General features: G+C 41.9%; 23 protein-coding genes and 4 pseudogenes. 5 read left to right on the forward strand and 22 right to left on the reverse strand.

The window, feature by feature from the left end; all coding sequences use genetic code 11:
• Window positions 1-28: 28 nt before the first annotated feature.
• From AC07VD_RS19460 to AC07VD_RS19525, 14 genes and pseudogenes are all read right to left on the reverse strand, one after another.
• Entirely contained in the window at window positions 29-331 is a 303-nt protein-coding gene (locus AC07VD_RS19460) for a YesK-like family protein (RefSeq protein WP_015715470.1), read from the reverse strand.
• Between the two features lie 22 nt (window positions 332-353).
• On the reverse strand, window positions 354-896 hold the full coding sequence (locus tag AC07VD_RS19465) for a GNAT family N-acetyltransferase (protein WP_494721950.1): 543 nt from the start codon (window positions 894-896) through the stop codon (window positions 354-356).
• Window positions 897-1,020: 124 nt separating this feature from the next.
• A complete protein-coding gene (gene cotJC, locus AC07VD_RS19470; protein WP_003233850.1) occupies window positions 1,021-1,590 on the reverse strand; it encodes a spore coat protein CotJC in 570 nt (189 codons plus the stop codon).
• Window positions 1,591-1,604: 14 nt separating this feature from the next.
• Window positions 1,605-1,868, reverse strand: a complete 264-nt coding sequence (gene cotJB, locus AC07VD_RS19475; RefSeq protein WP_003219491.1) for a spore coat protein CotJB — start codon at window positions 1,866-1,868, stop codon at window positions 1,605-1,607.
• Window positions 1,852-2,100, reverse strand: a complete 249-nt coding sequence (gene cotJA / locus AC07VD_RS19480) for a spore coat-associated protein CotJA (protein ID WP_003219489.1) — start codon at window positions 2,098-2,100, stop codon at window positions 1,852-1,854. The genes cotJB and cotJA overlap by 17 nt, the downstream gene beginning before the upstream one ends.
• A gap of 126 nt (window positions 2,101-2,226) precedes the next feature.
• Window positions 2,227-3,092 (reverse strand): annotated as a pseudogene (locus AC07VD_RS19485) (NmrA family NAD(P)-binding protein).
• Window positions 3,089-3,535 (reverse strand): nuclear transport factor 2 family protein, encoded by a 447-nt coding sequence (locus tag AC07VD_RS19490; RefSeq protein ID WP_032722988.1) that lies wholly within the window; start codon window positions 3,533-3,535, stop codon window positions 3,089-3,091. The pseudogene AC07VD_RS19485 and the gene AC07VD_RS19490 overlap by 4 nt, the downstream one beginning before the upstream one ends.
• A gap of 78 nt (window positions 3,536-3,613) precedes the next feature.
• Window positions 3,614-4,198, reverse strand: a complete 585-nt coding sequence (locus AC07VD_RS19495; RefSeq protein WP_024571799.1) for a TetR/AcrR family transcriptional regulator — start codon at window positions 4,196-4,198, stop codon at window positions 3,614-3,616.
• Between the two features lie 114 nt (window positions 4,199-4,312).
• The gene (gene yeeK / locus AC07VD_RS19500; protein WP_042978011.1) at window positions 4,313-4,750 is read right to left on the reverse strand and encodes a spore coat protein YeeK; all 438 of its coding nucleotides are present in this window, start codon (window positions 4,748-4,750) and stop codon (window positions 4,313-4,315) included.
• A gap of 133 nt (window positions 4,751-4,883) precedes the next feature.
• Window positions 4,884-5,603 carry a YebC/PmpR family DNA-binding transcriptional regulator gene (locus tag AC07VD_RS19505; protein ID WP_129092307.1) on the reverse strand — a complete coding sequence of 240 codons (720 nt, stop codon included), beginning with the start codon at window positions 5,601-5,603 and terminating at the stop codon, window positions 4,884-4,886.
• Window positions 5,604-5,762: 159 nt separating this feature from the next.
• Window positions 5,763-5,936 (reverse strand): phosphatase RapH inhibitor PhrH, encoded by a 174-nt coding sequence (phrH, locus tag AC07VD_RS19510; protein ID WP_426723018.1) that lies wholly within the window; start codon window positions 5,934-5,936, stop codon window positions 5,763-5,765.
• On the reverse strand, window positions 5,926-7,056 hold the full coding sequence (gene rapH, locus AC07VD_RS19515; RefSeq protein WP_494721951.1) for a response regulator aspartate phosphatase RapH: 1,131 nt from the start codon (window positions 7,054-7,056) through the stop codon (window positions 5,926-5,928). The genes phrH and rapH overlap by 11 nt, the downstream gene beginning before the upstream one ends.
• Before the next feature lie 164 nt (window positions 7,057-7,220).
• The gene (locus AC07VD_RS19520; protein WP_494724397.1) at window positions 7,221-8,063 is read right to left on the reverse strand and encodes a hypothetical protein; all 843 of its coding nucleotides are present in this window, start codon (window positions 8,061-8,063) and stop codon (window positions 7,221-7,223) included.
• 142 nt (window positions 8,064-8,205) lie between these two features.
• Window positions 8,206-9,213, reverse strand: coding sequence for a hypothetical protein (locus AC07VD_RS19525; protein ID WP_494721953.1), 1,008 nt, complete (start codon window positions 9,211-9,213; stop codon window positions 8,206-8,208).
• Between the two features lie 179 nt (window positions 9,214-9,392).
• Between AC07VD_RS19525 and AC07VD_RS19530 the strand changes: the two genes are divergently transcribed.
• The 3 genes and pseudogenes from AC07VD_RS19530 (at window position 9,393) to AC07VD_RS19540 (ending at window position 12,180) form a co-directional block, all read left to right on the forward strand.
• The gene (locus AC07VD_RS19530) at window positions 9,393-11,261 is read left to right on the forward strand and encodes a T7SS effector LXG polymorphic toxin (protein WP_342819701.1); all 1,869 of its coding nucleotides are present in this window, start codon (window positions 9,393-9,395) and stop codon (window positions 11,259-11,261) included.
• A 24-nt stretch (window positions 11,262-11,285) separates the two neighbouring features.
• A complete protein-coding gene (locus tag AC07VD_RS19535; RefSeq protein WP_095714359.1) occupies window positions 11,286-11,492 on the forward strand; it encodes a bacteriocin immunity protein in 207 nt (68 codons plus the stop codon).
• A gap of 217 nt (window positions 11,493-11,709) precedes the next feature.
• A pseudogene (locus AC07VD_RS19540) lies at window positions 11,710-12,180 on the forward strand (antitoxin YezG family protein).
• Between the two features lie 651 nt (window positions 12,181-12,831).
• On the opposite strand, the gene AC07VD_RS19545 reads toward AC07VD_RS19540, so the two are convergent.
• From AC07VD_RS19545 to AC07VD_RS19560, 4 genes are all read right to left on the reverse strand, one after another.
• A complete protein-coding gene (locus AC07VD_RS19545; protein WP_494721954.1) occupies window positions 12,832-14,133 on the reverse strand; it encodes an ImmA/IrrE family metallo-endopeptidase in 1,302 nt (433 codons plus the stop codon).
• A gap of 12 nt (window positions 14,134-14,145) precedes the next feature.
• Window positions 14,146-14,466, reverse strand: a complete 321-nt coding sequence (locus AC07VD_RS19550) for a hypothetical protein (RefSeq protein ID WP_217020612.1) — start codon at window positions 14,464-14,466, stop codon at window positions 14,146-14,148.
• The gene (locus tag AC07VD_RS19555) at window positions 14,459-14,692 is read right to left on the reverse strand and encodes a colicin E3/pyocin S6 family cytotoxin (RefSeq protein ID WP_217020610.1); all 234 of its coding nucleotides are present in this window, start codon (window positions 14,690-14,692) and stop codon (window positions 14,459-14,461) included. The genes AC07VD_RS19550 and AC07VD_RS19555 overlap by 8 nt, the downstream gene beginning before the upstream one ends.
• 498 nt (window positions 14,693-15,190) lie before the next feature.
• Window positions 15,191-16,372 carry a hypothetical protein gene (locus AC07VD_RS19560; RefSeq protein ID WP_217020608.1) on the reverse strand — a complete coding sequence of 394 codons (1,182 nt, stop codon included), beginning with the start codon at window positions 16,370-16,372 and terminating at the stop codon, window positions 15,191-15,193.
• 274 nt (window positions 16,373-16,646) lie between these two features.
• Between AC07VD_RS19560 and AC07VD_RS19565 the strand changes: the two are divergent.
• Window positions 16,647-16,860, forward strand: a pseudogene (locus AC07VD_RS19565) (cystathionine beta-lyase); the annotation flags it as partial.
• A 484-nt stretch (window positions 16,861-17,344) separates the two neighbouring features.
• On the opposite strand, the gene rlmD reads toward AC07VD_RS19565, so the two are convergent.
• The 3 genes from rlmD to srfP all read right to left on the reverse strand — a co-directional run bounded on the left by rlmD (window position 17,345) and on the right by srfP (window position 23,209).
• Window positions 17,345-18,733, reverse strand: a complete 1,389-nt coding sequence (rlmD, locus tag AC07VD_RS19570; protein ID WP_342819704.1) for a 23S rRNA (uracil(1939)-C(5))-methyltransferase RlmD — start codon at window positions 18,731-18,733, stop codon at window positions 17,345-17,347.
• Window positions 18,734-18,988: 255 nt separating this feature from the next.
• Window positions 18,989-19,900 carry a diacylglycerol kinase gene (locus AC07VD_RS19575; RefSeq protein WP_003233894.1) on the reverse strand — a complete coding sequence of 304 codons (912 nt, stop codon included), beginning with the start codon at window positions 19,898-19,900 and terminating at the stop codon, window positions 18,989-18,991.
• 150 nt (window positions 19,901-20,050) lie between these two features.
• A complete protein-coding gene (gene srfP / locus AC07VD_RS19580; RefSeq protein WP_342819705.1) occupies window positions 20,051-23,209 on the reverse strand; it encodes a surfactin resistance protein SrfP in 3,159 nt (1,052 codons plus the stop codon).
• 131 nt (window positions 23,210-23,340) lie between these two features.
• Here srfP and AC07VD_RS19585 point away from each other — a divergent pair.
• Window positions 23,341-24,211 (forward strand): annotated as a pseudogene (locus AC07VD_RS19585) (TetR/AcrR family transcriptional regulator).
• A 14-nt stretch (window positions 24,212-24,225) separates the two neighbouring features.
• On the opposite strand, the gene gatB reads toward AC07VD_RS19585, so the two are convergent.
• The gene (gene gatB, locus AC07VD_RS19590; RefSeq protein WP_494721955.1) at window positions 24,226-25,656 is read right to left on the reverse strand and encodes an Asp-tRNA(Asn)/Glu-tRNA(Gln) amidotransferase subunit GatB; all 1,431 of its coding nucleotides are present in this window, start codon (window positions 25,654-25,656) and stop codon (window positions 24,226-24,228) included.

Raw genomic sequence — 25,656 nt, forward strand, 5'->3', positions numbered from 1 at the left:
TTCGACATGATGAGAGACGGCAGCAGCCTTATCTTTTCCTGTAACGCCGGATGGCCTTATCGATCAAATATCCGGCAATGGCTCCGAAAATGACATTGAATCCAAGCATTCCGAGCGTAGCCCCTTCCCAGCCGCGTACATACACGAGGCTGTACCAGATCGCAAACACACCAAGGACGATCAGCCCGGCCAACATCCATTCCGGCCGACTTTTGTCAGGAAATCTCATCCGCATCAAAACGGATACGCCAGCAAACAGACAAGCCGTCACAATCCCTGTCACAAATAATATTGGCCACACATCGCCTGCCTCCCTTTTAGAAAAAGACAAAAAAGCCCCCTGCAAAGGACGCTTATTCTGCCGTAATCTCTTTCTCAAACAAATGATATCCGGACGCATCAGCACCCATGAATTCATATCCCATACGCCGATAAAAGGAATGCAGGGCGTCGCTATCAGCGACACAGTCAAGCCGGATCCGCGTTTTTTCCGGAAAGTGTATGCCCGTCTCCGCCCACTGAAGGACGCGGGCTCCTAGCCCCTGTCCCGCAAACCGGCGGCTTACTGCGAGGCGGTGCAAATAAATGGACTCCTCATGCCCATCGTCTCCCCAAAGCGTCCGGTCCCACTCGCTCGGTTCAGGCAGCAGCATCACGACAGCCGCAAGCTCTTCATCTTTTTTAAACACAAACACATGTCCCTTTTCAATTGACCCCGTGATATCATGTATATCTTGCCCTTTCAGAAGTCCGCTCCATTGGTTAGAAGCCCGATCCCGGAGCCATTCAGCTGTTCGGACGAGCAACCCGGTAATCGATTCTGCATCCTCATAGACGGCCGGACACGCGTAAAATCCATCTGCAATCGTTTCGTTCTCAATCTTAAAAGCTGACATAAAGGCCTCCCAATCAAAAAGTAAGCTTGCACACACACCTTGATTATAATGCAGACCAAACTGCAAAAACAGACCATTTTCTCTGTATGTAAAAGGGTGTATGAAAGAGAGGCCAATCTGCCTATTAGAAAATCTTCTTTTTATCCCGTTCTTCTTTTAAAATTTCAACCGCTTCTCTGAAGCGCATAGAGTGTACGATTTCACGCTCACGCAAAAAACGCAGGGAATCGTTTAAATCAGGATCATCCGAAATATCAATCAGCCATTGATACGTCGCCCGCGCCTTTTCTTCTGCGGCAATATCTTCGTATAAATCGGCAATCGGATCGCCCTTCGCTTGGATATAGCTCGCGGTAAACGGCACGCCCGCCGCATTATGATAAAAAAGCGCGCTGTCGTGATTGACGTAATGATCGCCAAGCCCAGCTTCACGCAGCTGCTCCGGTGTGGCGTCTTTCGTTAACTTATAGACCATGGTCGCAATCATTTCCAAATGGGCAAACTCCTCCGTGCCGATATCTGTTAAAAGGCCGATGACCTTATCAGGAATCGTATAACGCTGGTTCAAATACCGGAGAGCCGCGGCCAGCTCGCCGTCCGCTCCGCCATACTGCTCAATCAAATACTTCGCCAGCGTCGGGTTGCACGTACTGACCTTGACAGGGTATTGCAGCTTCTTTTCATACACCCACATTCAGGCATTCCTCCTTATACTTGCCACGGCCATGGCCCTTTTCCCCAATCCCAATCCTTGCCCGCGGGGCTGTTGCCGAACTGCAGAAGCGGTCCGTAAGAGGATTCGAACTGTCTTTTTAAGTGCCTTGAATAGCCGGAATATTGATTGAATTGCTTCAGCGCATCTTCATCATGAGGATGTGTATTCAAATAAAGACTCAGCTCAACAAGCACAAAATCAGCAGCCTGTATTTGCTCTAGCTGACGATAATATTCGGCATCAACCTTTTTTGCCATGTGCGTCTCCCCCTCGATAAGGGTTTTCATAAAAATCATAGAGATCCTTCCAAAGGGTGCCTTTCCTCAAAGCCTCCATCGGCGAAAACTGCTCCATATGCTCAGGCTGAAAGGTCATATAAAGGTTAGGGGGCGTTCTGTAATATTTCTTCCCTATAGGCGGACAGGGATCAAAACGGCTGTGAAAGGGCGTATATGATTTGACAGGCGTAAACGGCTGCATATCCTTCATTCCGGCTCCTCCTTTCTCAAAAACAATGACCTTAATAGGTATGAGGCAGGAGGCATGATTATGACTGAAACACGACTTAGCTTTTTCAATAAGAAGACCTTCGGAAGCGCCGAAGGTCTTTCTAGACTATTCAGTCCAAAATGAGGTCAGTGTTTCCAATATGCAGCATGAGCAGCCGCAAACTCTGACAGCGAACGAGGTTCTTTTCCCGTCACACGCTTCACTGTATCCGTTACCCGATGTTCCGCACCATGGCTGATTGCCTCATCAAGCTTCGCCATAAAATGGGCATAATCCGCGGGCAAACCTCCTGCCTCCATTTTATGCTGCAGCTCGGAACGAGAAATGATGACATGCTCCACCCGGCGTCCCGCCGCTGCACCGATAATCTCTGCCGCTTCGGCATAGCTCAGCGCCTCGGGTCCTGTCAGGATATGATGTGTTTGATGAGGAACACCATCAATTAAAGCGCGCACGGCTGTTTCTGCGATGTCATCAGCATCAATGAATCCTAGCTTTCCCTCGCCCGAAGCCGTGATAATGCGCCCCTCAGTTTGAATCGACATTCGATGCTGGACATTGATGAAATTTTGCATAAAGTATGAAGGCCGCAGCACCGTCCATTCTGGAAACTCACGCACTGCCTGATGAAGCGCTCCAAACACGGGACCATTCTCAGGGACAACAGACGCACTTAGCATCACTACACGCTTTGCACCGAGACGCTTTGCCTCCTTTAAAAAGGGGAGCACATAGGGAGCCGGATCAAATACACCGACCGGAGCAACAAGATAGATCTGTTTTACCTGTTCCAGAGCAGGCGTAAAACTGGAGGCGTCCTTCCAATTCAAATACACATACTCAGCATCAGCAAGCGCGCCCTTTTTCCGGCTCGCAATACGCACCCTGTGTCCCATCTCTATTAAACGGCTGGCGATTCGGCTGCCGGTTGTGCCGGTCCCGCCTGTGATTAAAATCGGATTCTGTTTCATCGTTTTCCACTCTCCTCTGTTTGCAAAAATGATCCTCCAAAGGCCTCTTTTACAACAAGCGGATTCCAATAATCCTTATAACGCACAATGCGGCCATCTCTCGTTTCGATGACACTGATATAACTTTGGCGATAAGGCAGCCCAGTCTCAACCACATGGCCGTCACATTGAAACTCCGCAATCATCGTATTCGTATCTGCTGAACGGTACACTGTCGGAGCGGTAAATGAAGAAAGATGAATCTGCTTAGGATAATCTTTAATATAATCGTAAATGGCCGCTTTTCCTTCTATTCTTTTTGGTGATCCCTCCGGCGCATAAGGGAACTCAAATACAGCATTCTCATCCCAAAGCTCCGTCCAGCTCTTCATGTCCTTCTCAAGCATATAAGCCATAAACTTTCTCAATGTTTCACATGCTTTTTCAAACTCATTCATCAACATTCATCATCACCTCATTTTTATTTCTAGACTATTCAGTCCAAAAAGTACATACATGGGCAAAGAATCCTTTACCACATGTTAATCAAGCACTGATAAACTCACGTCAACATGGTCCTGAAGCCGATCCATATCAGCCGTCACTTTCGCAACAAATGTCAGAGACAGCCTGCTTTGATTCAGGTACCGGGCAAGCGCAGATATATCAGTATCTTCGCCATTCAATTCTCCTTGATCCTTCGCCCTTAAAAGCGCCTGATAAAAAGCGTCTTCAAGCTGCTTGGATTGTCTGTCAAAATACCTGGCAAGCTCAGGGTCATGCGGAATCTGTTCAATCGCGCTGTTAATGATATAGCACGCCTTCGCCCGTTCAGGATCCCTCAGGGCATTGACACCTTCTTGAAAAATATCACGAATGGCTTCCTTTACAGATCCTGGCGCTTCAAGCCTTTCCATAACGGCAGTGTTTTTCCCTTCAAGATACGTTTTCACAGCGGACAAAAACAAATCACGCTTCGTGCCATACGTATCATACAAACTTTGGCGCGCAATGCCTAAATGAGAGAGCAGATCCTGAAGAGACGTTCCTTCGTAGCCATACTCTCCAAAAACCTCTATCGCCCTGTGAAGAACAAGCGCCGTATCAAATTCTTTATTCCTCCCCAAAAGACTATCACCTCCTGAAACAAATGTTACCAGTTTCCAGACTGAATAGTCAAGAAAAAAGCTAAAAAAACACTCTTGATCTGCAAGAGTGTCCTCTTTTTATCATCATCTTTTTTATTTATAACCGTCTTTTCCCCAGTGGCCCATATGGTGGTGATGGTGGCCATAATGACCATCATGATGGTGGTGATGATTATCCTTTCCAACATGGTGATGATGGTGATGAAGATTATCTTTTCCATCATGATGATGGTGATAATAGTGGTGATGGCCATCATTTTCATGGTGCATGTTCGGATAGCTTACAGTTCCCGGAGAGCCTCCATAGCCGCCGCTTGGGTAACCGCCGTACCCACCATATCCCGGATAGCCGCCGACTCCTCCATGTATGCCGTGATCTGGGTAGCCTTGCATGCCATAGCCCGGGTGGCCTCCATACATGCCATAGCCCGGATAGCCTGTGCTTTGCATGCCATAGCCCGGGTGGCCAATACCAAAGCCCTGATAATGACCAAAACCAGGTCCGCCATACATATGTCTTGTATCAGTCATATTCACTCTCTCCTTCACATAGGTTACAGTCCAGAGTATGAGAATATCTTATAGATCGTATAGGCGGCCGCCTACATACAGCTAAAACAATTTCCGGGACAAAAAAAGCAGGCTATAACAGCCTGCTCACTCCTTACTCACCTAAATCAACGTTATGATATACCTGCTGAACATCTTCCAAATCTTCTAATGCATCAATCAATTTTTCAAACTGTTCCTTTGCATCATCCGGAAGCGTTACTTCACTTTGCGCAAGCATTGTCAGCTCCGCTACTGTAAATTCCTCGACACCCGCGTTTTTAAACGCCTCTTGCACCGCATGGAATTGATCAGGCTCGGCATACACGATCGCGCTGTCATCCTCTTCTAAAATGTCACGTGCATCAACATCCGCTTCCATCAGGATTTCAAGCGCTTCGTCAGCAGTTTTGCCTTCCACACCGATTACAGCCGTCGCGTCAAACATGTAAGCAACAGATCCGCTCACACCCATGTTTCCGCCGTTTTTCCCGAACGCCGCACGCACTTCCGGCGCCGTACGGTTTACATTATTCGTCAGCGCATCAACGATAATCATTGATCCGTTCGGCCCGAAGCCCTCATAACGAAGCTCATCGTAATTCTCTTCCGCTCCACCCTTCGCCTTCTCGATCGCACGTTCAATGATGTTTTTCGGCACGCTGTAAGTCTTCGCACGCTCAAGCACAACCTTCAGCGCCTGGTTGGATTCCGGATCAGGCTCGCCCTGTTTCGCCGCCACATAAATCTCACGGCCAAACTTCGCATAAATCCGACTCGTATTTGCGTCCTTAGACGCCTTCTTCTCTTTAATATTGTTCCACTTACGGCCCATGATGTTCCACTCTCTTTCATATATATCAATCTAAATACTGTTATTCACTTTATCCATTATACCTCAAATGGTTTGGTTGTTTCGAGTGTCTTGCGTTAGAAATAGAAGGAATGCCGCGATGTGGAAAATGGAACGTCTTCCGTAAAGCAAGAAAAAGCCCTAGCTAAGGGCTTTCTTCTGATCACTAAGTTTGTAAAGGGAATGATCGATATACGTCGTATTTCGATCTGTTGATTCCTTAAATCCGCCGGAGTTTGTCAGGGTTGGAAACGACATGCTTCCGAAAACTAGAGTAACAGCCAGACACATCATCACTTTTTTCTTAATAGGCATATAAACACTCTCCTTTTAGAATATCTTCTTGGGCTTTCAGCACTTTCCGATAAAACGCAGCAGCTTGTTCAAAGTGACAGCTGCTTTCAAAAACAGCGGTAGCACTCCGGGCACATGCTTCAATGTAAGCGTGCAGGTTCTTTTTTTCGAAATAGCTTAAAAGATCATGAATTTTTCGTTCATCAACAGTCTCCTTGTACACGGCCTGCAAGAACAGAAACAATTCTTTATAAAATTTGTGAGAACGTGCTGTGATATGGTCTAATCCTTCCTCTATGAACTGAAACGCCTTCTGTGTTTGGCCCGCTTTACATAATGTCCAGCTTAATCCAAACAAGACTTTCGGAAGCAGATCAGGGACTTTCTCTCTGCTTACTTTCGCCGCTTTTTGGAAATGTTCTACAGCCATCTGATCGTCTCCTGATCTGTCATAGCTGTTTGCAATGTTCAATAGAGAAATGGCGATAAACCTGTCATTTTGAATGTCCATTGCCAAATCTAGCGCCGCCTCTAAATGCGGGAGCGCTTTATCATAATGTTTGAAATCATCATAGTTGCCGGCGATCACAAACAAGCTTTGTATCGTTCTAATGCTGTATAGGGGATTTTTTTGATAAATGTCCAAGGCTTGAAGAATATGATGCATCGACACATGGGTTTGCTTCATGTGATAATACGCTTCGGCCACTTTAAAATGGAATTCGGCTTTCTCAATATCATCTGACACAACCGGCAGTTCTTTCTCCGCCTCGCGATAATATCCGATCGCTTCCACATATTCTTTTTGGTCAAATTCATACATGCCGCGGAAAAACAAAGAGTAGTATTTCAAAAGGCCTGTGAGTTTTTTCTGAGGGGTCTCAATCGTTTCAAGAAGCTCTGTCACTGTAGGGCGATTCCCGTATGTTTGTCCCGGCTCCAAATAATCAAGCATCAGCTGGTGCCGAAAACACATCAGAGAATAATAGATCAGCAAATCCTGGTCTTCTTCCATTTGCTGAATGTCCTGCTCCACCTCCGCTTTCAGAATCTCAGCATCCGGAACACTGAACTGGCGAATCATTTTATACCATTCATTAATCTTAACACCTACACGCGAAGACGGTATGGCTTGACTCAACGGCTTCCCTCCTTCTCTATGAGATATGTCATATTCTATCAATCCCAAATTTTGAAAACAATATAGAAGGAAGAAATTGTTTTTTCATCCTGTCAATTTGTTTTTTTCATAAAAAAGAACCCTTTATGCAAGGGTCCCATGTCAATCTTATTTCATATACGTATTCACCAGCTCGTAACAGCGCTGATTCTTCGTTTTACTTGTTCTAAAAAAGCAAATACGTCCTTAGCAGGCATCAGGTTTTCCAGCAATTGAATGACATTCTTTTTCCCCACAATTAACTCCTGATCTTTTAACATTACAGGCGTTTCCTTAAACACATGCCAAGGATAAAATAACCTGAGAAAAGGATCTGAAAAATAAATCCCTTTGTCTGTTAATGTGATGCCATCTGTTTGCTTCACGGGAAAAGTACTCCAGAAGGAGATCATCTCCTGATCTTTAGGAATATGCAGCCGTTTTCTCAATCGTACCTCTCTCTTTTCAGATATCTCGTTACCGACCAGTAGCCCATTGGTCAAACCGAACATCTTGTCATGGCTGTTCTGAAACAAAATACTGATTTCCCTCAATTCACTGGCAGAAACAGATACATGATCTATCCGGGGTTCCGTAAGCAAATCCAAGCCATTTTCACTAAGAAATTGCTGAATTATCCTCAACAGCTCTGCCAACAGATCCGCGGGATATGAACTGAAGCCGACATCAAAAACCTCTACTCCATCAAACCAAATCTCATAATCATCCGTCGATTTAATCGATTGGATATCAGTGAATGCTTCCCAAGTCACACATCCCTCTTGTTCTCCAAATCTCTTCCAGTACAATCCCTTACTCGTAAACATAACAAAGCTTTTCGCTTTACTTCCCATGGAACAATTCAGTAAGGCCGTCACCGTTTCTTTCTTCGATAACGGGAATAACTCACAAACATATGTCAAAAGCTCCTCAGGGACAAATCCGGTAAAGAACTTATCTTTTTGATACATTGAACACAAATCACTCAAATATGAACCACCCATTGCTTCATCGTCCTCCTTTTGGTTCATATACGCGTACTTTGAATGAAAGTTTCATAGAATTTCGACACTGTTATCAGCAAAGATCAACTCTTGAACAAAAAAGAAAAAGACGCTAAGAGCTTTCACTTTAATCAACCACAACAAAATCCTGAACCTTCACCTGTTCCTCAGGCAAATCAAACTGATAAAGCATCTCCTTAGAATGGATATCAAACACACCCACGTATCCGCCGATGCCCTTTTTATGCTCTTCCTGGGCAACTATATACAATAGATTCCCCTTAAACTTCGCTTCCATATAAGGGAAATTCAAACTATTTGTATGAAAAGAAAATTCCTTCCCATACTCCAGCAAGTTCGCCTCACCCTCTTTGTCTTCGTACGTAACGTAAAAACTTCCGCTTTCTTTGTCATAGTATACGGTATCAGCGTATTCAAGATCATCAGGATACGGAATATATGTCGTTTTCCATGTCCCTTTTTCAATCACAGTCAATTCATGCTCCGAGCTCGCAACAATAAATTCCTTCGAGTCTGCGAATTGATCAGCGTATGAGGCTAAGCTCAGGGTCTCAATCATTTCCTCTGTTTTTCTATCAATCACGTAAATAGACATGCTTTGAATGATATAAATATAGTTCTCATCACTGGCCCCCATCGTGACAAGCGAAGGCAAGGTAAGGGTATGTTCCTTTTTCGTTTTTCTGTCGTTTATGTGGATCTCATTTCCCGTCGTATCAACATTATAGGCCTTAACAGAGACATCCTTCCCCTCATGCCAAAACGCAAATGGATCTGAAAGCGGATGCTCTTTGATCGCATCCTTCTCCAACGTGTAGTAAAAAGGCTCGTGTTCCGCCAATAATACAAGGTCTGTTGATGCATAAGATTTCGTTTGAATATAAGGCACATCCGCCACCTTAAACGTACGCCTGTTAAACCGTTCGCCTGTTGAGGTTGAAAGCAGCACGCTTTCTTTTATGAAAGGATTGGAGTAGATAAAAAAGATCCGGTCTTCTTCGGGGTGGATGGCGGAAGATTGGACAGGGATACTGTCTTTATTGCGTAACTGAACAAACAGTATGATGCATACCATTAACCCTAATAAACTGAATGTAATGCGTTTTTTCTTCATCAAAATGCTCCTTTAACTGTCTACCAATAATCATTTCGACTATGTTTACACAATCCCTTCATGAATAAAGACACATGCCAAATGACTCATTTTTCCACCAAAACACGTTCTCACCCCCACCCTCATCCCGCCCCGTGGTAAAATTTTGATATTGAGTGAACAAAAGAAGGGAAATGGTCATGAAAGTATTTGAAGCGAAAACACTGCTTTCGGAAGCGACAGACCGTGCAAAAGAGTATAAAGAACTAAGAACGCAAATGGTCAACTTGAGAAAAGCGTTAAAAAGCGTAGCTGATCTCAGTGACAGCGAATTTTCAGGAAAAGGCGCCAGCAACATCAAAGCCTTCTATCACGACCACGTCGGCGTCACCGACCAGTGGATCGACTACATCGATATGAAAATCGCATTTTTCAACAGCATCGCCGGAGCCGCCGAAGACAAAGGCCTCTCAGACGCATACATCGAAGAATCCTTTCTGGAGCACGAACTGGCAAATGCCAATAAAAAATCAAAGTCCATCATGTCTGAACAGAAAAAAGCGATGAAAGACATACTGAACGATATCAACGACATCCTCCCGCTCGACCTGTTTTCAACAGAAACCTTCAAAGACGAGCTGGCCGATGCCAACGACAAACGCAAAAAAACACTGGAAAAATTGGACGCCTTGGACGAAGACCTGCAGACTGAATACGCCCTGTCAGAACCAAACGAACAATTCATCAAATCCGACTTCCAAAAGCTCCAAGAAGCAACGGGCAAAGGCAAAAACGCCACACCCATCCACTACAACGCCAAAGCGTACCGTGAGAGTGACATACATAAGAAAAAAGGCGACATTGAAAAGCGGACTGAGGCTTACTTGAAGGTTAAGAAAGAGGAAGCGAAGGAACGCGAGATTGAAAAACTGAAGAAAAAGCTTGCGAATGGTGTCTCAGATCCGGATGAATATTTAGAAATTGCGAAGAAGATTGGGTATGAGAACCTTAAGCCTACACAGTTACAGTATGTAGTGCAACTAGAGCAAGCAAAACAGCTCGAAGAAGTTGGTGAAACCACATGGGAAGTTCTGAAAGGAGTTGGAGTCGGTCTCTACGATGTCGCTAAGGATACTGTGACTGGCGTTAAAGATTTAGCTGTCGGAACGTGGGAGTTTTCCCAGCTCTCCGAAGAACAAAAATTAGCCAAAACAATTTCAACTGTATTGAAGACACCTTCCTATGCAAAAATCATATGGACAAACATAGCGGATTCATGGAATGATAAAATGGTTAACGGAGATGCATACTCCAGATCTCATTATATTACCTATGTGGTCGGGAACCTCGTTGGACTAAAAGGTGCTGGCTCTGCTGTGAAAGTAACAAGCAAACTTGGTAAAGCAGGTGCTGCCAAAGTCGATAAAGTGCTTGAAGCTGGAGAAAAAGCGGCTACTACACATGTAAAGACAGGAATAGAAAAAGGAAAAAACTTCATCAATTCTTTTCCTAAAAATGAATATGAACCTGCCCTTGTAGGAATAGCGCAAGACATTGGTAATACTCACAATGTTAAGAATACCCCCTTATTAGAGAAGATTATAGAAGAAACTAAAGAATCTAGCATTCTATTCACCAAAAGAAACATCCCAGGTGTAGCAACTGGTAAAGTAACTCCAAGTAGAGGGCTGCAGCTTCAAGAAAGACTGATGTACAACAATGGTAAATTAGGGGTTATTCCTCAAGAAGTACGCAAACAACTTCTTGGGAAGGAGTTCAAATCATTTGATGAGTTTAGAAAAGAATTCTGGAGATCTGTAGCCAACACTGAATATGCAAATGAATTTAATAAAAATAATATAGCTAGAATGAAAAATGGGAACTCCCCTATCGCACCTAAAAAAGAGCATTATGGTAAACATAAGTCATATATTTTACACCATAAACAACCTATTGATAAAGGTGGAGATGTGTATAATTTAGATAACCTAATTATTACTTCTCCAAAAATGCATCAGGAGATACTAGATCCAGCTTATCATTTCGGAAAAAAAGGAAGTAAAAACTAAAATAAAGAAAAGGAGAATAAACCCTTGAATAAAATGTCAAAAGAAGAATTAGTCTCATTGGTGAAAAAAATTATGAATCCTGAATTAGAAGATGAGGTTATTGGTAAATACATCGATTTATTAGAAGAAAATGTCCCTCATCCTGCACCAAGTGATTTAATTTTTTGGAGCGAAGAAGAATACACAGCCGAGCAAATCGTGGAAATTGCTCTTAACTATAAAGAAGAGTAATCACACTATAATCCGTAACCTTCAATAACAATCAAGATGTTTTGTCCAATTAGAACCTCAATAGGGACATTTTAAAGTTTTCATATTATTATGCTTATACCGATGGACTTAAAAGGTACCCTCAACGCCCAAGTAGTATGAGGATCTATAAATCAAAGATAGCTCTTCTATACTGGGCTATTTTTGATTCTGGAGGTGCTTTTATGGAAAAGAAAAAATGGGCGTATTATATCAAAAAATAGCGGAACAAATTTATGAAATGATTCCAGCAGAATGGAATAAAGTTGCTCTATACGTAGAGCTTTTTAGATGACTCTAGAGAAGTATACTTTTTCTTTAATACAAAAAAATAGTGAAGAGTTCATTTATTCGCATGACATTCCCGAATATTATCAAGTAAGTGCACAAATTTATGATAACTTGTTAATCGAACTACAAGATTTATTTGATGAACTAAGGGATGAATGGAAAGCGAATAACTCAGATGTGTGGACTAACCTTACGTTTAAACGCTTAAACTAGATTACACTAGAACATTTTCAATTGATTATATTTATGAAGATGTTATTGCATCAGAATTAAACGGTACTCAACGTCAAGTAGTTTGGGGATATAAACATTTAGGTTTAGTTCCTAACAGTAAAAAAACAAGGAATTCTTGGAGCGCTATCTTAATACAGAAAAATAATTATTTCATAGTAATCAAAAATAAGGAAAATTCACTTGAACTTATCACAGATAAATTGAACGAAATAATTTCTTCTGATTGGAGTAAAATTGATTTATGCCGAAATACTAGACGTCTCTAGTACACAGCGAGTTTAAAGAAAATGACCCTACAGTACGGACAAATTTGACACTAAAGTTTGAAATCAATGTAACGTTCTCATTGATTATGAAGATGTAATTGAATCTACTTTGAACAACAACCAAAGACAAATGATCTGGTAATACAATAACTTGGGTTTTAGGACAAAGAATTTTTTAACGATTATATAAACTAAATATTATATAATCCAAAACATCTTATTAATTTATTTAGGCAACTCAATTATTTACTGAACTATTTTTAAGAAGTCAATAAAATGAGGTCTTAAGGCAGAATTTTTTCTAAGAATCTGTAAACGCAAACCTACTCTGTATCTAACGTTACTCAATCACAGCCTTTATTTTATCTATCTCTTTTAGAAAGCATTATGTAATTAATCTTGTATAATTATTACTACTTAATGTATAAAAAGGCAACTTTCAATAGGATTAGTTGCCTTCTAAGATACACCCTCTATGTCTAAAGTAAATGCTCACGGATTGTCAATAAGCTAACTTTAAAAAATAATAATTAACTCTTAGACTTTCTTTCTAAAAGCTCTATTACTTTGTTAATGATAAAGACCTCAAAATCGGGATGCTGGACTATTTTACTAAAAATCTCTACCCCTATAAATCGCTCTTTAAACATTCTATAGAATTCTTCAAATTCATCCGGGGCTCTATTATTAAGGGAGCCGACTATCCCGTTTATTTTATATAAATACTTCTGTCTTTGAGCTGCATCCTCATAACAATCTTTAAGTATATCCTTTAAGATATTTTTTGACAATCTCTTATCTTGAGTATTTAGCTCTGGATTTTTCACAACAAAATATCCCCAAAAATATTTATACCCTTGATATTCAAATATTCCAGATTTACTCGCATGCTTTTTAAACCAGTATACTTCTTCCTCAAAACTTTTAAAGTTAGGAACACTTATATTCGTGTTTGGAGATCTAAAAAGTCTCCCATAATCAACACCCCTAATCTTTACTAGATATCCCCGTGGAAGAAGTCCGATTATATTTAAAAATGAAGCTGCAAACACACCTGTACCATAACTACTTACTTTATTGAATACGTAATTAAGATCCAAATCATCCGACTCTTCTATTGTCTTTACTAGCTGTACTTCTGTTAAGCACTTGGGAAACTTCCACCAGACAATGTTTATAGGAGCTAGTTTATAATCACCATAATCTACGGCACATTTCTCCATGAATCTCCAATCGTATTCGGCATCTAGTTTCGGAATTATAATGTTGGTACCTTGGGATCTTCGCAAGCTTCCGGAATACCACTCATCGCTTTTTATGTAGAAAATGTATCCGTTCGGCAAATGGTTAATTACAGAGAAAAATGCAGCACTAATGGATACTTGAGCCTCACTCGAAACAATTTCAAGTAATTCTACTAATCCCTTCTCTTCATGTTTAGTGACCATGTCTTTTAACCATTCTGATGGCATCAGTATCTCTGCAGCGAATCTATTGGCTTCTGCCTCCATAGTGTGATAGGCACCCTTATCTACAACATCTTGATTGTCAGTGTGGCATGAAATCATCCCACTATGCCAAGGTATAATTAAATGCCCTAACTCATGTGCCAAAGTAAACCTTTTACGGTTCTCAGACTTACCGTTATCTAAAATCACTAAAGGCCTTTCAATATTCATTATACAAATTGCATCCGCATTATTGGGTAATGAATCTTCCTCACACTTTGCATAATTCTCAATTAGATTACGAATATCTACTGGTGGACTAAGGGAGTATTTTTTTATAATTTTTCGCGCTAATTTTTTTTCCCGAGCAACTGATTCAACCATCTTTTTCAATCCCTATGATAACCGACCGGTTCTCTTTAGCCACTCTCTTACCTGTGTAGCTTCTTCAGGAGTTGCCGCTCTTGCGACAAGTTTTTGAACATCATTTTCTTTAATAAGTTCAGTAATGGATTTACCAATCTCTCGTGCATAAAAAATTGTTTTTATCATAGAAGCATTTTCTACCCAAATACTATACTCGTCAAAAGTCATTCCTAGAAATTCATAAATCTCTTCCAATGAATCACTATTGTGCCATTCTTCAATATAATCATCGATTTCTTCTATTAATGCTTCGCCTTCAATACATGCATCCATAAATTTCAATTTAGACATTTAATCTCCTACCTTTCACTGCAGATTTAATAAAGGCACCTGTTTTAGGATCTGCACTTCCTAAGTGAAAACCCCGCTTATTAAAAACTTCTACTTCTCCGTGTAAAGAGTCCCATGTATACAGCCTCTTACCATCTTTTGACTGCCAAACTTTTCGATCCCCGACAACCTTCAAAAAAAGGCAAGTATCTAAAAATGAAGGTCTTGGAAGTAGTTTATGAACCATTTACTCCCCTCCAATAATACAAAAAATCAATACCTTATTTTAGCACACTTTCCATACAAATACATATGAGTTCTGTTCACAAAATTATTTTTGACTTTAAAATTTTCTTTTCATAGAGATGGTTGTTATTCCAACTTAAAGAATAGTTTTAAATGTAAAAGTCTAGTGTGCAAAGAATCGTTAAGCATATAAAAAAAACAAAACGCAACTTAATCTTGGCTTTAAAAACTGATATAACCATAAGAAGGTCAATAGTTTTAAAAATCAGAATTGTTGACTTTAGACATACTCCCCTCCGAATAGATATTGCAATAGAATTACTTTATTAAAATTTAACTGCTACAATAATGCTCAAAATTCAAGGACGTATATTTAAAGGCAATGGATTGTATGTATTAAAACGATCAATTATAAATCCAAAGAAATCTTGTTAAAATCACCATCCCATATACAGTGAATTGCTTCGTACAAGAGGATAAATTTATAGTAGATATATTACTAATCATACTTTTTCAATTCACTTATAATCTCTGTTAATAATTCTGCAAATATATTAATTTCATCCTGAGTAAATTCTTCATTATGTTCTATAAACAACTCTTCACCTGCAAATTGTATAAAACTTAAGTATGCCTCATCGTAAGTATTATTAATATGATTATTTGATTTTTTAATATTCTTAAAAATTCTTGAATCTAGTGAAAACTTCTCTCTAACTGATTTTGTATTAGTAAAATAAAACAATAAACCGTCATAAAAATATACATTTGAGACTTTCTCCGATAAACTTGTCACTAACACAGCAATAATATCATTCTTGTTTAACAAATGTATTTGGCTAAGAATTTCATCAAGTTTGTTTTTATTGATATATTGGTGTTTCACTATATCTAATACAGAAGGATGTCTTTTTTCATAAGTAATAATGTTTTCATAATATTGTAAGTACATTTTTGTTTCTTTATAAGCTTTAATTCCTTCTTTCCCAACATACTTTTGAATAAAGTCTTCTGAGTAAGCCTCAGTAAGAGCATCATTAGTTCTAGAATATATGTCTTCATCCATTAATAATACAGGAAACGGATCGATAGCAAGTCTCAATACCGCAATTGCTCCAATGCAATTTTTTGTACAATAATTAAAATCACTTATTAAATCGTCATTATTCTTATTTCGATTCATAATTTGATTTCTTGAAACATAAAAAGTGTTAAATCCTTGTTTGTGAACATGTTTATTGAGCCGCTCTTTTACAAGATGAAGCTTATTAAAATAGTCACTCATTTTCTGTTTCATATCAGCAAATGTATCTCTATTAGTAATTAAAAATTTTATCATTTGACCATACATCGGAAATTTACTTTTTTTCTTCCATTTCAATAGTTCAGTTTTTCTTTTTTCTGGCTCTAATTCCATAAGATAAACCATTGTAGTAGATACCTCTAGTGATTGCCTTAACGAATAAAATGCACAGTCGAAGTATCCATTTTCGAATAAAGAAATAGAATTGATTATTAGTTGTATTGCTTCCTGAATAAATGTATTTGAAATTTGAGCGTCTAATCTTCCCGTCCAACTTTGTTCGATATTCATTAAATCTTTATAGTATTCTTCCTTGTTACTAATTTTCATTGGCATAAGAAGATTCTGTTCTTTATATTTGATATAATCAAAACTCACTATTATCACCTCGGAGTATTCATTATCGATAACTTTTTTAAAGATAATTCATTAACAATTCAATTGTTTTTCTAGCGGTAATTGAAGCTTTTTATATATTACTATAGTAATAGAACTTTTGAGAATTAAAATTTTTGTATTCTCCTTTACTAAAATATTTAACGAACTCTACCAGTACAGATATGTCATTAACTTCGCACATAGTACATTGATGATTATAAGCAGTAAACTTGTGAATTGATCTCTTACCTTTAGAAAAACATGAACAGAAGATAAAGCCGATGCGCCTTACCTGATCTGGCTCGATTTCAGTGCTTACGGCTTGTCCGACGCGGAACTTCAGCAAAGGATGCTGAAAAAGCGGAAAATTATTTTAGAAACCGGGACGAATATGAATCTGGCGGCGAAGGATTTATGAGCCTAAACGCGGGATATCCTCTCGCAACATTACAAGACGGCCTCACCGAATCAAAGCTGCATTAGCATAAATAACTGTTAAATGCCTTTACGACTCCATTCGTAAAGGCGTTCTTTATTAATGAGGAAAGTTTTTTTTTGTAGCATATTAGGGATGAACTCAAGAGAATAAAATAGTCTTGAACTTAAAACTAGCTTACCTGAAGTTGCTATAGATGCGAATACGATCTGATACATCTATCTCTTGCATAAGGAGGAGAGCTTACAATTGAGCAGTTCGTTTAATTTTAACTACAATTAAGGGATCTTCCCCATCTAAAAAGCTGAATTACAATCTGCTTTATACAACAAGATAAGATATAAAGAGGATTACAGTTTTTCAAAAGAAAATAGAATACTTTAAATTACCTATGTTACGTATTTATGATGAAGAAAGTTATTCAGTCTTAAATCAATTTCTACTTAGAATCTTTAAAGAGATAGAAGTATTTGAGGAAGAAAAGATTAGATACACTAAAATCTTTTCTCCTCTCTTCCCTCTTAATTAGGTACAGCTTAATCAACCGTACCTTTTAAAACAAGCTTCACTGCCACCTCCACATGATTCGTATGCGGAAACATATCCACAGGCTGCACTTCGAGTGTCTGATACCCTCCATCCTCCAGCATCCGCAAATCTCTTGCAAGCGTGCCAGGATTACAGGACACATACACCACCCGCTTCGGTTTCATCTCCACAATTGTCCGCAGGAGGGCTTCGTCACAGCCTTTTCTTGGCGGGTCGACGACTAGCGTATCTGCCGTGATGCCTTCTTTATACCACTTTGGAATTACGGTTTCCGCTTCACCGACCGCGAACTCAGCGTTTGTGATGCCGTTGAGCTCGGCGTTGCGTTTGGCATCCTCAATTGCCTCCGGCACAATTTCTACGCCGTACACTTTTTTCGCCTGCTTTGCCAGGAAGAGAGAAATTGTACCGATGCCGCAGTAGGCGTCAATGACGGTTTCTTCGCCTTTCAACTCCGCGTACTCAAGCGCTTTGTCGTAGAGCACCTTTGTCTGCTCTGGGTTGACCTGATAAAACGATCTGGCGGAAATGGCGAATTTGACGTCTCCGATGAGGTCGTAGATGTATTCTTCGCCCCAGATGACGTTTGTTTCGTTTCCGAAGATGACGTTTGTTTTGTTCGGGTTGATGTTTTGCACGATGGATTTGACGTGCGGGAATTGCGCTGTGATGTCTTCGATGATCTTCGCTTTATGCGGGAAGTCGTTTGTTCTTGTGATGAAGACGATCATCATTTCGCCCGTAACAACACCGTATCTGACCATAATGTGGCGGAGCCAGCCTTTGTGGCGTTCTTCGTTGTAGGCTTTGACACCGTAGTTTGCGCAAATGTCTTTGACGGCTTGGACGGCTTCGTCGTTTTTGGATTGCTGGATCAGGCAGGCGCTCATGTCAATGATGTCATGGCTTCTTTGCTGATAGAATCCCGCGACGAGTCCGCCTTCCCGTTCTCCTACCGGCACCTGTGCTTTGTTTCTGTAGTTCCAAGGGTCTTCCATGCCGAGTGTCGGGTGCACGGTGACTTTTGAAAGGTCCAGCTTGCCGATGCGTTCTAAGACGTCTTTGACTTGTTTCTGTTTAAACAAGAGCTGGCCTTCATAGGTCATGTGCTGCAACTGGCAGCCGCCGCATTGCTTGTAAATTGGACACGGGGCGTCGGTTCTATGCGGGCTTTCTTCCTTCAGCTCAATCAGGCGGCCGAAGGCGAACCCTTTTTTGACACGTGTGACTTTGATTTGGGCTTTTTCCTCCGGCAGGGCGTTCGGCACGAAGATCGGAAAGCCTTGGACCTTTGCGACGCCCGCTCCTTCATGTGTCAAATCCTCAAATGTCACGTCGTAGTATTCGTTTTTTTCTACTGGGGGTTTCATTTTCATCTATAATCACCTCTAGTTTTAAGCGAAAGAAAAACTTGGCCTATTCAAGCCAAGTTTCAGCGTGTAGGCAAACCTTCGCATTCGTTGTCAGTCCTGTGCTTCGGTGCTCACGAATTCAACATTCGCTCCGCTCCAATGCTCGTCCTTCCTAGACTTCAAAGGTTTTCAATCACGCTGAAAAGATGACAAAATCCTAAAACGAAAACTGTTTTAGGATTTTGTCAACATTCTGAGCTTGGCTTACAAAGCCAAGTTTTAGTCATCCAGCTGTTCCGCTTTCTCCTTCGGCATGACGACGTGAATGTGCCGGTACAGATTCACGAATTCGCCCGGCAGCATGCCGCCGTACTCGCCGTCCAGGTTCAGCTGCATCTTTTCTGATACATTGACTTTCACGCGGTTCGCTTTTGTATAAATAATGTGCTGGTCGTTGATGTGTTCGCCGCGGAGCGCCATCGTTGCGACCCTGATAAATTCAGCAAGGTTTGCTTTCTTTAGTATCATCAAATCAAACATGCCGTCATTCAGGCTGGAATCCGGCGCGAGCTTTTCGAACCCGCCGACGGAATTTGTCAGCGTGACCAAAAACAGCATGATTTCACCTTGAAACAGCTTGCCGTCATATTCAATCTCGACTTCTGTCGGACGAAGTGAAGGCAGCATTTCCATTCCTTTTAAATAATAAGCAAGCTGGCCGAGCATTGTTTTGAGTTTGCTTGGCACGTCGTACGTCAGCTCTGTCAGACGGCCTCCTCCGGCGATATTGATAAAATACTGGCCGTTGACCTGTCCGATATCAATCGGGCGGGCGACGCCGTTAATGACCGTATCTGCCGCTTTTAAAATATCCTCTCGCGGAATGCCGAGCGCTCTGGCGAAGTCGTTCGTGGTGCCGACTGGAATCACACCGAGTGTCGGACGGTTGTCTAAAGGCGCAAGCCCGTTGACGACCTCGTTGATCGTTCCGTCTCCGCCTGCCGCAATGATCAGGTCAAACTCACGCAATGCCGCTTCCTTGGCAGCGTGTGTAGCGTCTCCTGCGCATGTCGTCGCATGGGTGGAGGTTTCATAGCCGGCTTGTTCAAATTTTTGCAGGACCTGGGCAAGATGCTTTTTAAAGATCTCCCGTCCTGAAGTCGGATTGTATATTATGCGTGCACGTTTCATTATCTCATCATCCTACTTAAGAGTATCCGATCCATTTTTACACTAACAACCTTTAATTATACTATGAGTTAAAAAAATCGCAACAAAATGTACATAATCTTACAGATGAAAACGCACAAAAGCCCCAGCAGAGCTGAGGCTTTTTGTTTTTTACTCTTCTTCTGTTCCCGGTTTTTTCTTGCGGAACTTCGCCAATACTTCATATACGATTGGCACGATCAGGAGTGTCAGAAGTGTTGAACTGATTAAACCGCCGATAACCGTGACGCCGAGTCCTTTTGAAATGACTTGGCTTCCGCCTTCGAAGCCGAGTGCTAATGGAATCAAGGCGCCGATTGTCGCAATGGCTGTCATCAGGATCGGACGGAGTCGTGTAGAGCCGGCTTCCAGGAGCGCTTCTCTCGTAGACAGGCCTTCCGCTTCCTTATGAATCACGCGGTCAATTAAGACAATGGCATTCGTGACAACGATACCGATCAGCATGAGCATACCGATCATTGCGTTCAGACTGATCGTTTCACCAGATACGTAAAGTCCGACCAGGGCACCGATGACTGTGAACGGCAATGAGAACAGAATCGCAAATGGCGCTAGCGCTCCGCCGAAGGTAATCACGAGCACAAGGTAAACGATTGCTATTGCTGCCAGCATCGCTAAACCGAGCTTCGTGAAGGAATCAGCGATATCCGCTGATACGCCGCCTGTGTCAATCGATACGTTATCAGGATGGTCAAGCTTATCGATTTTCTTCTGGATAGCAGCTGATACGGCTGTGACGTTGTCAGATGTAACCTCACCTGTGACATCCGCATAGACTTTTCCGTCACGTTTTGACACGGTATCTGATGTTGATCCTTCTTTCACTTTTGCCACATCGCCGATTTTGACTTCCTGGCCAGTCGCTGAAGTGATCTTTTTATTCTCTAAATCTTTCACACTCTTATACTCGTCTTTTTCTGTCTTAATGTTCACATCAAGCTCTTTGCCGTCTTTTTTCACTGTGGTGAGCGGTTCTTGCGATGTTTGTGACATTAAGGCCTGAGAAATTTGAGACGCGGTTAAACCGAGTTTGCTTAGTTTTTCTTGGTCAGCGACAAATGTGTACTCATCATATGTGCTGGAAAGGCCTGAATTTACGTTTTTCAGATCCTTTTCATCTTTCATGATTTTTTCAATGTCTTTGACCGTGTCTTTAATATCGTTTTCAGAATCGCCATACACATAGTATGTTAATTCGTTGTTATTGCCTGAAGAGCTGAAGTCCTGTGACTTCCATTCTCCGCGGTCAGATTGCTTTTGGATTTCCTTCAGAACGTTATCTTTTTCTTTATCAAAGTCAGGTGTGTCGCTTTCATATTTGATATAGAATAACGCACCGTTAGAATCTCCTCCGGCAAGCGGGCTGCCAGAGCCTAATGAATACTGAACCGTATCGACATGCTTGCGGTCAAGCAGGATTTTTTCCGCTTTTTCAGCTTCATTTTCGGCTTCTTTTTTCGTTTCACCCGGTTCTGGGCTGTATGTGAGCTGCATCGTTTTTTCTTCCTCGGACGGCAGGTAGCTGGCACCGATTAACGGTACGAGGAACAAGCTTCCAAGGAGCATCAGAACAGCGATGATAGACGTGATCCATTTGTGGCTCAGCGCCCAGTTCAATACTTTTTTATAGATGTTTGCAAGTCTGCCAGGTTTGTGTTCTTTCGCTTTAATCGGCGCACCGGTTAATGATTTTTTGAACAGGCTGTGTGCGAGCATCGGCACAAGCGTGATTGAAATCACCAGGGATGCGGCAAGCGCAAAAACAATCGTTAAGGCAAACGGAATAAACAACTCACCGATTTGTCCGCCTACAAGTGCGAGCGGCAGGAATACCGCAATTGTCACAATCGTTGATGACATGATCGGTTTAAACATTTCCTTCGTCGCTTCACGAACCAAGGCTTTTCCGCGGAGCGGCTCGTCTTTGAGTCTCATTCGGCGATAAATGTTCTCGATCACAACGATGGAGTCATCGACTACACGTCCGATGGCAACGGTCATTGCGCCGAGTGTCATAATATTCAATGTGATATCAAGCTGCTGCAGCACAAGGAGTGCGATCAGCAATGATAATGGAATTGAAATTACCGAAATTAATGTTGATTTGATATCTCTTAAGAATAAGAGAATAATCACAATCGCAAAAATAGCACCGAAGATGGCTTTGCTTAACATCGTGTCAACTGACTGTGTGATCGGCTCCGCCATGTCGAGAGTTGCGCTGTAATTGAAGCCTTTATGGTCTTCTTTGAACTTCTTCAGCTCAGCTTTGACATCGTCGGCAACCTCTACCGTATTCGCATCGTTTGCTTTGACGATGTTGATGCCGATGCTGTCTTTGCCATTTGTGCGTGAAACGGATTCAGCTTTTTTCACATCTTTAATTGTAGCAATGTCAGAAAGTTTGACCGTCGGCACTGCTGTGCTTGCGCTTTGCTGCGCCTGTGCTGCCGCTTGCGCGCTCTGAGCTGCTTGAGCACTCTGCGCACCCGCTTGAGATGCTGCGCTGCTGCCTGCACTTGAAGCAGATGCCGTCGGGATTCTCATATTCTTCAAATCTTTAATTGTTTCAATATCGCCGCTAACGACGACAGATTTTTCTTCATTTCCGAATGTGTACAATCCAAGCGGAGTTGTCACATCTGAACCTTGAATCACTTGCTTGACTGTATCTTCATCAAGGCCGTATTCCTTCAGTTTGTCTTCTTTGAAAGAGAATTCAACCTCTTCCACCTGCTGGCCTGATACTTGGACGGACGCAACGCCTTCTATGCCTTCAAGCTTAGAAACGAGGCTGTCCTCCACTTGTTTCGTCAGCTCTTGCAGATTATCTTTATCACTGGACACGCTCAGCGTCAGAATCGGGAATGAATTCAAGCTGTAGCGTGAAATCTCCGGATCCTTCGCGTCATCAGGCAGGTTGACGTTTTCTAACGCTTCAGCTGCTTCTGTTTTCGCTTTGTCCATATCTTTCTCATAATCATATTCAATCATGACCGACGATGCGTTTTCATAGGACGTCGAAGTCACAACACTGACACCGTCCAAGTTCTGCACGGCTTGTTCAACCGGTTTGGTCACTTCATCAGCCACTTGGCTTGGTGTCGCACCCGGATATGTCGTGCTGATCGTCAAGTAAGGCATGTTCACGTCAGGAATAGACTCTTGCTTCATATTCATACCCGCATACAAGCCGGCTGCCGTTACAATAATCGTCATCAGCCATACGGCGAATTTGTTTTTCAGAACGAAATTAATAACGTGATTCATCATATCCTCCATTACATTTTTTATTGACTGACTGGTCATTCTATATAATACTAAACGTTATAACGCAACAACGTCAACTCATATACCAGAAAATTTTACTAAATTTTTCAAGGATTAAGGGGAAGCACGTCATGAATGAAAAAAAAGAGAGAATTATAAAAACCAGCATTCGTTTATTTGCGAAAAAAGGATTCGCAGCTACGACGATCCAAGAAATCGCCAGTGAATGCGGCATTTCGAAGGGCGCTTTTTATTTGCACTTCAAATCGAAAGAAGCGCTGCTGTTATCTGCCTGTGAATATTATATCGGTATGTCTATGAACAAAATGAAAAATATAGAAGAAGATCTTGCTGGAAAGCCGCCTAAAGAAGTTTTGAAAAAACAAATTGGCGCTCAATTTGAGGATTTTCGTGATCATAAAGATTTTATCGTACTTTTGCTTACCGAAAATATCATTCCGGAAAATCAAGAAATCAAGCAATATTTTTACAAAATTACCACAGAGACGGATAAGCTGTACCGGAACGCCTTGCTGGTATCCTATGGCGAAGGAATCGAGCGGTATGTCGCAGATCTGTCCATCATGGCAAGAGGCATTGTGCATTCTTATATGAACGTGATGGTATTTAACGGTGAGCTTAATATCGACGCAGAAGAAATCTCAGCCTTTATTATTGAGAGACTGGATGATCTTGTACAGGGGCTGAGCCGTTCTGCACTCAATCCGATTGTGTCAAAAGACATTTTCAACCCGATGCCTGCGGAGAAAGACCAGTTGCTTGAGGACATTCAGAAAGTGAAAGAAAACAGCACGCTGCCCGAGGATATCACCGTGTCACTTGATGTTATCGAGGAAGAATTGACTCAGGATAAACCGCGCAAACCGATTATTAAAGGCATGCTGTCCAATTTGACCGGAACCAACGACAAAGAAGTTGAAAGGCTTCGTGCTCTCATCTCTGTCTTTATCTCAATTTGACCATAAAAAAAGCAGCCTCTAAGGGCTGCTTTTTTATTAGCGTTTTTTAATTTCTTCAAGCAGAATTTTGTTGACCATCGGCGGGTTGGCTTGTCCTTTGGACGCTTTCATAATCTGTCCGACTAGGAAGCCGATCGCACGGTCTTTTCCGTTTTTAAAGTCTTCGATTGATTGAGGATTGTTGTCAAGCGCCTCAGTGACAAGCTTCAGAAGCACGCCTTCGTCAGAAATCTGAACAAGGCCTTTCTCTTTCACAATCTTCTCAGCGTCGCCGCCTTTTTCAATCAACTCTTTAAACACTTTCTTCGCGATCTTAGAAGAAATGATTCCTTTTTCAATCAATTTGATCATGCCGGCAAGGCCTTCAGGTGTGAGGGCAACGTCGGCAAGCTCTTTTTGCTCTGCGTTTAGGTAAGCTGACACTTCACCCATCAGCCAGTTAGACGCTTGTTTAGCTTCAGCGCCTTTTTGAACGGTTTCTTCGAAGAAATCAGCCATTTCTTTTGTCAGCGTCAGAACCATCGCATCATATGCAGGCAAGCCAAGCTCTTCGATATAACGCTTGCGGCGCTCATCCGGAAGCTCAGGAATGCTTGCTTTTACGCGTTCCTTCCATTCATCATCAATGTAGAGCTCGACAAGATCCGGCTCTGGGAAGTAACGGTAGTCGTCAGATCCCTCTTTGACACGCATAAGAATGGTTTTCTTCGTTGCTTCATCATAACGGCGAGTTTCCTGCTGGATGACGCCGCCGGAAAGAAGAACCTGCTCCTGGCGTTTTTCTTCATGCTCAAGGCCTTTTTGAACAAACGCAAAGGAGTTCAAGTTTTTCAATTCCGTTTTTGTGCCGAATTCCTCTTGGCCGATCGGACGAAGAGAGATATTGGCGTCACAGCGAAGTGAGCCTTCTTCCATTTTACAGTCAGAAACGCCTGTATATTGGATGATGGATTTCAGCTTTTCAAGATACGCGTACGCTTCTTCCGGCGTGCGGATATCCGGCTCTGATACGATCTCAACAAGCGGCGTTCCCTGGCGGTTGAAGTCAACAAGAGAATAGCCGTCGCCTGTGTGTGTCAGTTTTCCGGCATCCTCTTCAAGGTGAAGGCGCGTGATGCCGATGCGTTTTGTTTTTCCGCCGACTTCAATTTCGATCCAGCCGTTTTCGCCGATTGGCTTATCAAATTGAGAAATCTGATACGCTTTCGGGTTGTCAGGATAGAAATAGTTTTTGCGGTCAAACTTCGTATCCGTTGCGATCTCACAGTTGAGCGCCATAGCGGCTTTCATTGCGAATTCAACGGCTTCTTTGTTCAGAACAGGCAGGACGCCCGGATATCCGAGGTCAATAACGCTTGTCTGCGTATTCGCCTCCGCGCCGAATGGCGTTGGAGAGCTTGAGAAAATTTTTGATTTTGTTTTTAACTCAACGTGGACTTCAAGTCCGATTACCGTTTCAAAGTTCAA

Source organism: Bacillus sp. GW821-FHT01G09 (genome assembly GCF_059422205.1).

Bases quoted from the DNA above. Each gene is read 5' to 3' on its own strand.
- AC07VD_RS19545 (WP_494721954.1), bottom strand. From the start codon at position 14,133: ATGGTTGAATCAGTTGCTCGGGAAAAAAAATTAGCGCGAAAAATTATA.
- AC07VD_RS19555 (WP_217020610.1), bottom strand. From the start codon at position 14,692: ATGGTTCATAAACTACTTCCAAGACCTTCATTTTTAGATACTTGCCTT.
- AC07VD_RS19575 (WP_003233894.1), bottom strand. From the start codon at position 19,900: ATGAAACGTGCACGCATAATATACAATCCGACTTCAGGACGGGAGATC.
- rlmD (WP_342819704.1), bottom strand. From the start codon at position 18,733: ATGAAAATGAAACCCCCAGTAGAAAAAAACGAATACTACGACGTGACA.
- phrH (WP_426723018.1), bottom strand. From the start codon at position 5,936: ATGCCTATTAAGAAAAAAGTGATGATGTGTCTGGCTGTTACTCTAGTT.
- cotJB (WP_003219491.1), bottom strand. From the start codon at position 1,868: ATGGCAAAAAAGGTTGATGCCGAATATTATCGTCAGCTAGAGCAAATA.
- AC07VD_RS19505 (WP_129092307.1), bottom strand. From the start codon at position 5,603: ATGGGCCGTAAGTGGAACAATATTAAAGAGAAGAAGGCGTCTAAGGAC.
- AC07VD_RS19465 (WP_494721950.1), bottom strand. From the start codon at position 896: ATGTCAGCTTTTAAGATTGAGAACGAAACGATTGCAGATGGATTTTAC.
- AC07VD_RS19530 (WP_342819701.1), top strand. From the start codon at position 9,393: ATGAAAGTATTTGAAGCGAAAACACTGCTTTCGGAAGCGACAGACCGT.
- AC07VD_RS19525 (WP_494721953.1), bottom strand. From the start codon at position 9,213: ATGAAGAAAAAACGCATTACATTCAGTTTATTAGGGTTAATGGTATGC.
- cotJC (WP_003233850.1), bottom strand. From the start codon at position 1,590: ATGTGGGTGTATGAAAAGAAGCTGCAATACCCTGTCAAGGTCAGTACG.
- srfP (WP_342819705.1), bottom strand. From the start codon at position 23,209: ATGAATCACGTTATTAATTTCGTTCTGAAAAACAAATTCGCCGTATGG.
- AC07VD_RS19550 (WP_217020612.1), bottom strand. From the start codon at position 14,466: ATGTCTAAATTGAAATTTATGGATGCATGTATTGAAGGCGAAGCATTA.
- cotJA (WP_003219489.1), bottom strand. From the start codon at position 2,100: ATGAAGGATATGCAGCCGTTTACGCCTGTCAAATCATATACGCCCTTT.
- yeeK (WP_042978011.1), bottom strand. From the start codon at position 4,750: ATGACTGATACAAGACATATGTATGGCGGACCTGGTTTTGGTCATTAT.
- AC07VD_RS19490 (WP_032722988.1), bottom strand. From the start codon at position 3,535: ATGTTGATGAATGAGTTTGAAAAAGCATGTGAAACATTGAGAAAGTTT.